At 71.7% G+C, this 8,206-nt stretch carries 9 protein-coding genes; 2 read left to right on the forward strand and 7 right to left on the reverse strand.

All coding sequences use genetic code 11. From position 1 onward, the window contains the following. On the forward strand, nucleotides 1-566 hold a 566-nt coding region (locus VFE05_23805; protein ID HET6233123.1), incomplete at its 5' end, for a helix-turn-helix domain-containing protein. 186 nt (nucleotides 567-752) lie between these two features. Here the strand turns inward: VFE05_23805 and thiE are convergent. The 7 genes from thiE to VFE05_23840 all read right to left on the reverse strand — a co-directional run bounded on the left by thiE (nucleotide 753) and on the right by VFE05_23840 (nucleotide 7,479). Next, nucleotides 753-1,400, reverse strand: coding sequence for a thiamine phosphate synthase (thiE, locus tag VFE05_23810; protein HET6233124.1), 648 nt, complete (start codon nucleotides 1,398-1,400; stop codon nucleotides 753-755). 347 nt (nucleotides 1,401-1,747) lie between these two features. Further along, nucleotides 1,748-2,725, reverse strand: a complete 978-nt coding sequence (gene mltG, locus VFE05_23815; protein ID HET6233125.1) for an endolytic transglycosylase MltG — start codon at nucleotides 2,723-2,725, stop codon at nucleotides 1,748-1,750. Between the two features lie 136 nt (nucleotides 2,726-2,861). Next, complete coding sequence (gene ruvX, locus VFE05_23820) at nucleotides 2,862-3,320, reverse strand: Holliday junction resolvase RuvX (GenBank protein ID HET6233126.1); 459 nt, start codon at nucleotides 3,318-3,320, stop codon at nucleotides 2,862-2,864. A 70-nt stretch (nucleotides 3,321-3,390) separates the two neighbouring features. Beyond that, nucleotides 3,391-3,945: a hypothetical protein gene (locus VFE05_23825; protein HET6233127.1), complete on the reverse strand. Its 555-nt coding sequence runs from the start codon at nucleotides 3,943-3,945 to the stop codon at nucleotides 3,391-3,393. Then, entirely contained in the window at nucleotides 3,942-6,113 is a 2,172-nt protein-coding gene (ligA, locus tag VFE05_23830) for an NAD-dependent DNA ligase LigA (GenBank protein ID HET6233128.1), read from the reverse strand. The genes VFE05_23825 and ligA overlap by 4 nt, the downstream gene beginning before the upstream one ends. Beyond that, nucleotides 6,110-7,087: a diguanylate cyclase gene (locus VFE05_23835; GenBank protein ID HET6233129.1), complete on the reverse strand. Its 978-nt coding sequence runs from the start codon at nucleotides 7,085-7,087 to the stop codon at nucleotides 6,110-6,112. Before VFE05_23835 ends, ligA begins: the two co-directional genes overlap by 4 nt. Next, entirely contained in the window at nucleotides 7,084-7,479 is a 396-nt protein-coding gene (locus VFE05_23840) for a response regulator (GenBank protein ID HET6233130.1), read from the reverse strand. The genes VFE05_23835 and VFE05_23840 overlap by 4 nt, the downstream gene beginning before the upstream one ends. 239 nt (nucleotides 7,480-7,718) lie before the next feature. Here VFE05_23840 and VFE05_23845 point away from each other — a divergent pair, with 239 nt between their 5' ends. Then, nucleotides 7,719-7,964, forward strand: coding sequence for a hypothetical protein (locus VFE05_23845; protein HET6233131.1), 246 nt, complete (start codon nucleotides 7,719-7,721; stop codon nucleotides 7,962-7,964). Nucleotides 7,965-8,206: the final 242 nt, after the last annotated feature.

The following is an 8,206-nucleotide window of genomic DNA, read 5'->3' on the forward strand; positions in this document are numbered from 1 at the left end:
GCTGGGTTTCGGCCACGAACCGCGAGCCGGAGCAGGCGGTGCGCGACGGCCAACTGCGGCAGGACCTGCTGTACCGGCTGAACGTGGTGCCCCTCAAGCTGCCGCCGCTGCGCACGCGGCGCGAGGACATCCCCGCGCTCGCCCTGCACTTCCTGAAACGGTACGCGCAGGAGTACGAGCGCGACCAGCTGCGCTTCACGCCCGAGGCGATGCGCGCGCTGAGCGAGTACGCTTGGCCGGGCAACGTGCGCGAGCTGCAGAACGTGGTGGAGCGCATCGTGAGCATGTGCCTGCCTGGCCAGGAGATCACGCCCGAGGACATTCCCGAGGAGCTGTACGCGAGCGGGAACGGCCACGGCCGGCCCGCCAGCTTCGTGAACGCGGACCTGCCGTTCCACGACGCGAAGTCCGACGCGATCTCGGTGTTCGAGAAGGAGTACCTGCGCGACCTGCTGAAGCGCCACGCGGGCAACATCTCGCAGGCGGCGCGCACGGCGGGCATCGACCGGAAGACGATCCATCGCATGCTCGCCAAGTACCACTTGGTGGGACGCGACGACGATTAGGCTGGACGGTTCGGTAGATGAACAGCGGACGAGCCCGCCGGGAGATTTCCGGCGGGCTCGTTCTGTTTGCTGCGGGATGCGACTATGGGAGATGGGGAGCTGCCGGGTCTGGCGGTTGAAACCGCGGCAACAGGAGCGCAAAGTCCGCCTTCGCGGACTAACGGCAAAGACGCTTTCGACGGACGCTCAGATCGAGGAGGTGATGCGGGCCAGGAGCGAGCGGGTAGCCTGCTCGGGGTCGGGCGCGGACATGATGGCGCTGACGACGGCGACGCCCGCGGCTCCGGCCGCGATGACGAGGGATGCGTTCGCGGCGGTGATGCCCCCGATGCCTATGATGGGGATGCGAACCGCAGAGGCGACCTCGGCGATGCGCGCGGGACCGATCGGGGCGCCGGCGTCGGCCTTCGTGGCGGTGCCGTAGACGGGGCCCACGCCGACGTAGTCCGCGCCCTCACGCTCCGCGGCGAGGGCGAGGTCGGGCGTGTCGGCGGAGCGGCCGAGGAGAAAGCCGGGAGGGACGATGCGGCGGGCGGCCGGGAGCGGGAGGTCGTCGTCGCCCAGGTGCGCGCCGTCGGCACCGGCGGCGAGGGCGACGTCCACGCGGTCGTTGACGAAGAGCAGGGCGCCCGCCGCACGCGTCTCGGTGAGGAGGGCGCGGGCCATCTCCACGCTTTCGCGCGGGGTGCGGAGCTTGTCGCGCAGCTGGATCGCTGGCGCGCCGCCCCGAAGCACCGCCCTGACGATCTCGACGAGGTCGCGGCCGGCGGTGAGGCCCTCGTCGGTGACGACGATGAGGCGGAGACGGGCGGCGAGATCGTGCGGTAGCGTCATGCGGAGGGAAGTCGTTTCGATTGCTGGAATCGTGTAGCGCGGATGCGATGAATCGCAGCCCTAAACGCCGGGAGGGTGTCGCGGGGAGGGCCGGAGGTGCGGCAGCTCTGCTGTTCCCAACCCTTGCGCGGAGGGAGACCGCCGGCGGTTTGGCGGGCTCGCTCCGCGGGCGGGGAGACCCCGGACGGAGGCCAACAGCAGTACCGTTGGCCGGAGGAGGAGGCTCACCGCCCCCGCGTAGGAGACGGGCGGCCAGGCAGTATCGGCCGACCGGCTCCGGAGCGGTCCACGGCTTCCGGAGCGCATCCCGTCATCACTTCCGACGGATCGAACCCTTCAGAAAAACGCTACTTCACGCCCGCGGCGGCGGCTTCCTGCTGGGCCTGGCGCTTGGCGGCGTTGTGCTCGGCGAGCGACTTGGTAAACACGTGCGTGCCGTTGGGCCGGGCCACGAAGTACAGGTACGGGTCGGCCGTGGGGTGCAGCACTGCCTCGATGGCGCCCTTGCTGGGCGAGGCGATGGGGCCCGGCGGCAGGCCGGCGTGAGTGTACGTGTTGTACGGGCTGCCCGCGACGCTCTGGATCTCGCTGTACAGCAGCCGCGACTGGTGCGAGCCCAGCGCGTACTGCACCGTGGGGTCGGCCTGGAGGCGCATGCCGATGCGCATCCGGTTGGCGTAGACTGCGGCGATGGTGGGCCGCTCGCTCCAAACCTTCGCCTCCTTCTCCACGATGGAGGCCAGGGTCACCACGTCGCGCTCGCTCATGCCCAGCGAGTCGGCGCGCGCACGGAGCGGCGGAGTCCAGACGGTCTGGTAGCGCTTGACCATGGTCTTCGCCATGCCGTCCACCGGCGTGCCGAGCGGGAAGACATACGTGGCGGGGTAGAGGTAGCCCTCCAGCGTGGGGCCGGGCACGCCGAGGCGCTTGGCGGCGGCAGGATCCGAAAGATGCCGCAGGACGGTGTCGGCCGGGAGCGCGGCTTTCTGGGCGATGCGCGCGGCGATCTGCTGGAGCGTCCAGCCTTCGGGGATGACGAGGCGGATCTTGACGACATCGCCCGCCACGAGCTTGTCGAGGATCCTGGAGTACGACTCACCGGGCCGGACCTCGTAGACGCCGGGCTTGATGCTGCGCTTGCCGCCGAAGCGGCCCATCAGCTTGAAGATGGTCTTGCTGCCGATGATGCCGTGCGCCGCCAGCGAGTCTGCCGCCCGGGAGAGCCCGGCGTGCCGCGGGACGGTGAAGCGCACCGGCTGCCCGTGCGGGCTGCCGCCGCACGCCGCCAGCATCGCGAGCGCCGCGGCGGATGCGAGGCCGCGCACCCGTGACAGCGCCGCGCTCCGGTGACGCCCCGACGTCCGCCGCGCATCGGCCAGATTGCGTCGGTCGGCGTGAATCATCCGAGAAGCGGCATCTACCGACGCATCCACCGTCGAACCAGCCCCGCGCATCCCCGTCTCACCCATCCGCTCTCTCCTCCTCTGCGTCGGCGCGGCGGCGCCGGTGCGTCAGGTAGCTCTCCAGGATCAGCGCGGCCGCGGTAGCATCCACGCGGCCCTTCTCCTCGCGCTGGCTGCGCTTGAGGCCCATGCCGCGCACGACGCGTTCCGCGCGGACCGAGGTCATGCGCTCGTCGATCCAGTGCACCGGCAAACCCGTCCGCCGCTCCAGGTCCGCCCCGAAGGCCCGCACCTCGGCGGCCCACGGGCCCTCCTCGCCGTCCAGGCCCAGCGGCAGGCCGACGACGGCCTCGTCCACCTCGTTCTCCGTGATTAGACGCCGGATCTCGGGCCACGGCGGCCGCTTGCCCGCCTTGCGCTCCAGCGTGACGAGCGGCGAGCCGATGGTGCGCGTGGGGTCCGAGAGGGCGACGCCGATGCGGCGCTCGCCGTAGTCCAGGGCGATGGTGCGGCCCATGTGGCTCCTTGGTGGATAAACGAAAACGGCCCGCCGGTGAGCGGGCCGTGGTTCGCGCCGCCGCCCGGCCTCAGCCCAGGCGCGTGACGGCGTCCGAGTACGACATCCCGTCCACCATGCCCTGGTAGACGGCGCCCAGCACCTCGTGGCTGCCGAAGAGCAGGCGCGACGAGCCGGGCTGCGCCTGCACCTCCATCACTGCGATCTCGCCGCCGGCCAGGCGCCCCAGCACGTCGGCGAAGATGCCGGTGGAGAGGTGGCAGCCGGGGGGCACGCCGTCGCTCCCGTCGCCCGACGCTTCCACCCAGTCGTGCAGGTCAAGCGCGCCCACGCCGGGGTGCAGCTGCTCGTGCGCCAGCTCGCCCCAGCCCGCGTCGCGGAAGTACGCGGAGGCGGCGTCCCAGAAGTCGTCCGCCGTCAGCGCGTCGGCCGGAAGGCCAGGGCGCGACTGCGCGGCGCGGTCCAGCACTGCGGCGTGCACGGCCTCGCCCGTGTCGTAGCCGACCTGGCGGAGGATGGTGACGGCTTCCACCGGCTCGCGGCCGTCCGCGACGGCGCGGCGGAGCGCGGGGAGCAGGCCCGCGGGGACCTGCACGAACTTCGCCTCGGTTGCGGTGGCGTTCATGGGGCGTCGTCGCTTGCGGAGGTGGGTTCGGCGCCGGCGGCCTCTGCCGGCGCGTCGGGCGGGGTGATGTCTGCGGCTGGGCCGTCGCTAACCGCTACCAAAACAGCGACCGGATCGGACGCATCTGCGGGCGCTTCGAGCAGGGCCAGCAGGTCCGCCTCGGAGATCTCGGCGACGCCGAGCTCGCGGGCCTTCTGCTGCTTGCTGCCGGCGTCGGCACCGGCAAGCAGGTAGTCGGTCTTCTTCGTGACGCCGCCCGTCACCCGTCCGCCGTTGCGCTCGATCAGCGCGGTGGCGTCGCCGCGGCTCAGGGACGGCAGGGTACCGGTGATGACGAACGTCTTCCCCGTGAGCGGCCCTTCCGTCGGTTCCGGCCGGTCCTCCGTGAGGACGAGGCCGGCCGCGCGCAGCTTGTCGACGGTCTGTCGGTTGCGCGGCTCGGCCATCCACGAATGCAGCGCCTCCGCCATGGTGTGGCCGATGCTGTGGACGGACTCGATCTCCTCCGTCGTGGCCGCCATCAGCCGCTCGATGCTGCCGAAGTGCCGCGCCAGCGTCTGCGCGGCGACCTCGCCCACGTGGCGCACGCCCAGGCCGAAGAGCGCCCGCGCCAGGCCCTGCTTCTTCGACGCCTCGATGCCGTCCAGCAGGTTGCGCGCGGACTTCTCCTTGAAGCCTTCCAGCGCCAGCAGGTCGTCCATCGTCAGCCGGTAGAGGTCGCCCACGTCCTCGACGAGCCGCGTCCCGTCCTCGCGCGTCCTCTCCAGCATCTGCTGGATGGTACGCTCGCCCAGGCCGCGGATGTCCATCGCCCCGCGGGACGCGAAGTGCACCACGCCCCAGTAGATGCGCGCCGGGCAGGCGGAGTTGGGGCAGTACACCATCGCCTCGCCCTCGGGCCGCTCCACGGGCGTGTGGCATGCCGGGCACTCGGTCGGGTTGGTGAAGACGGGCCCGCGCTCCTGTCCCTCCGTCAGCACCGGGCCGACGACCTGGGGGATCACCTCGCCGGCGCGCTTCACCAGCACCCGCTCGCCCTTGCGCAGGTCCTTGCGGCGGATGTCCTCCTCGTTGTGCAGCGTGGACTGGCGCACGACCACGCCGCCCACCTCCACCGGCTCCAGCAGCGCGTAGGGGTTGAGCGCGCCGGTCCGCCCGACGTTGATGAGGATGTCGAGCAGCGTGGTCTCCACCAGGTCCGGCGCGTACTTGTACGCCGTGGCCCAGCGCGGCTCGCGTCCCACGCTGCCCAGCTCCTCGTGCAGCGGCAGCGGGTTCACCTTCACCACCGCACCGTCCACCTCGTAGTCCAGCCCGCCGCGCGTCCGCTCGAACTCCGTCACGAACTCCAGCACCTCGTCCAGCCCGGCGCACGTGCGGGCGAGGCCGTTCACCGGGAAGCCCCACGCGCGCAAAGCCTCGAGGAGGTCCCACTGCGAGGCGAAGGGCGGCTCGCCGCGCCCCGTCTCCACCGCGTAGGCGAAGAAGCGCAGCGGGCGCTGGGCGGTAATGGACGGGTCGAGCTGGCGGAGGGCGCCGGCGGCGGCGTTGCGCGGGTTGGCGAAGGTCGCCAGGCCCTCGGCCGCGCGGCGCCGGTTCATCGCCTCGAAGCCGGGGAGGCTCATGTACACCTCGCCGCGCACCTCCATCAGCGGGGGCGGCGCCGGCCCGTCTTCGCGCAGGCGGAGCGGAATCTGGCGGATGGTGCGCAGGTTGGGCGTCACGTCCTCGCCCACGGTGCCGTTGCCGCGCGTGGCGCCGCGGACGAACACGCCGTGCTCGTACGTCAGCGCCACCGCCAGCCCGTCGATCTTGGGCTCCACCACGTAGCCCGCCTCCAGCACCTCGCCGGCGATGCGGGCGTTGCGCGTCTCCCACGCCCGCAGCTCGTCGGGGCCGAACGCGTTGTCCAGGGAGAGCATGGGAGCCAGGTGCTCCGTCTTCTCCAGGCGGCTGGAGGGCTCGGCGCCCACGCGCTGGGTGGGGGAGTCGGGCGTGCGGAGGTCCGGCCGCGCCGCCTCCAGCTCCTTGAGCTCGCGGAAGAGGCGGTCGTACTCCGCGTCCGCGCGCGTGGGGGCGTCCCGGACGTAGTAGTCGTGGTTGGCGCGCTCCAGGGTGGAGCGCAGCTCCGCGGCCCGGGCGGCCGCGTCCGGCCCGGCGGCGCTCATGCCTGGGGAGGGAGCTCCGACGCGCGCACCACGCGGTTGCGGCCGCCCTCCTTGGCCTGGTACAGCGCCTCGTCGGCGCGCTTCAGCAGCGCCTCGGGGGCGTCCAGGCCGGGGCCGGGGAACGACGCCACGCCCGACGAGACCGTCATGCGCACCTCGGTCGCCTCGTCGCGGTACACGTGCTCCGCCACCGCCGTGCGCACGCGCTCGGCGAACTGGGCCGCGTGCTCCTCGCTGGTGTTGGGCAGGATGGCGATGAACTCCTCGCCGCCGTAGCGCCCCACCATGTCGATCTCGCGGGCCGTCTCGCGCAATATGCGCGCGGTCTCGTACAGGATCACGTCGCCCGTGGGGTGGCCGTACGTGTCGTTGACCGCCTTGAACTTGTCCAGGTCCAGCATGGCCAGGCCCACCGGCTCGCCCGTGCGCTTGGAGCGCTCGAACTCCTCGTGCAGCAGCTCGTGCACGTGGCGGTGGTTGAACAGGCCCGTGAGGCCGTCGGTGATGGCGAGCGTCTTGAGGCGCTTGTTCGCCACCTCCAGCTCGCGGTTCTTCTGGTCCAGCTCGTCCTGCAGGCGCTTGATGCGGAGCATGGCCTTCACCCGCGCCTCGAGCTCCTGGAAGTTGTACGGCTTGCTGATGTAGTCGTCGGCGCCCGCCTCCAGGCCCTCCACCTTGTCCTGGGTGGTGTCCTTGGCCGTCACCAGGATGATGGGGATGAACGGCAGCGACTCGTCGTTCTTGATGCGGCGCGAAACCTCGTAGCCGTCCATCAGCGGCATCATCACGTCGCAGAGGATCAGGTGGGGCGCGCTCACGTACACCGCCTCCAGCGCCTCCTGCCCGTTCGATGCCGTGGTCACCTCGTACCCGCGCGAGAGAAGGCGCGTCTGCAGGATGTCCACGTTGTCGGGGATGTCGTCGACCACCAGGATGCGCGTGGGCTCCGGGGCGGCCTGTGCCGCATCGCTCAAGCCCTGACCTCCCGGCCTTCCCCGATGAACTTCTGCACCTCGGCCACCACGCGGCGCGGCTCGCAGGGCTTGGCCAGGTAGCCGTCGCAGCCCACCTCGGCCGCCTTGGCCCGGTCCGTGGCCAGGGCGTGCGCCGTCAGCGCGATGATGGGGATGCCGGCCGTGGCCTCCTCGCCCTTGAGGATCTTGGTGGCCTCCCAGCCGTCGATCAGCGGGATCGAGATGTCCATCAGGATCAGGTCCGGGTGGTCCTCGCGGGCCATGCGGATGCCGTCCTCGCCGTTGCGCGCCTCGATCACCGTGTAGCCGAAGTGCTCCAGGATCGTCCGGTAGACGGTCCGGTTGTCTTCGTTGTCCTCTACGAGCAGGACCGTCTTGGTGGAGTCCGACATTCCGGAATGCCTCCTGAGCTAAATCGCCAGGCCGCCGGCGGCCCGCGGAAGTGTGCGGTCACGGGCGGCAGCGGAACGTATCAAGTATACCGCCGCCGCCCCCCGCCGCAAGGCCGCGCGGGGCGTTTCCGGGCCTCGTGCGCCGCGCCGCAAAGCGTGTCCCCGCATGGCACGGGCGTTGCTCCGGCCTGGGTGTGTCCCGCATTGGTCCCCATACATCCGTTCCCAGGCCCAACCCCATGTACTACGACGATCAGGCCAAGCGCTTCAACCTCGTGAGCGGGCTGATGTGCGGTGCCGTCCTGGGCGCCGGGCTGGCGCTCCTGCTCGTGCCGTCGCGCAGCCGCTCGCCGGTGGAGCGGGCGGGGCGAGCCGCGCGCAAGCTGCGGAAGCGGGCGGCGCGGGGGCTGGACGGCATCCGCGACGGGGTGGGCGGGCTGGCGGACGGGGCGGCGCGGGCGGGGCGCAAGCGGTTCCGCCTGTAGCAAACCTTTCCTGCCTTGGCCTGTAGGCGGATCGGGAACGGCGGGGCGGGGGGTCGTCGCGGCGGGCCGCTCCGGAGCCGGTCGGCGATACAGCCTGCCGCCCGTCTCCTCCGCGGGGTCGGGGAGCCTCCTCCTCCGGCCAACGGTACTGCTGTTGGCCTCCGTCCGGGGTCTCCCCGCCCCGGCGGGAGCCTCGCGCCATCCCCGCACGCCGACGCATCACGCCGCGCGAGTCTCCCGCC

This window comes from Longimicrobiaceae bacterium, assembly GCA_035696245.1.
Taxonomy (GTDB): domain Bacteria; phylum Gemmatimonadota; class Gemmatimonadetes; order Longimicrobiales; family Longimicrobiaceae; genus DASRQW01.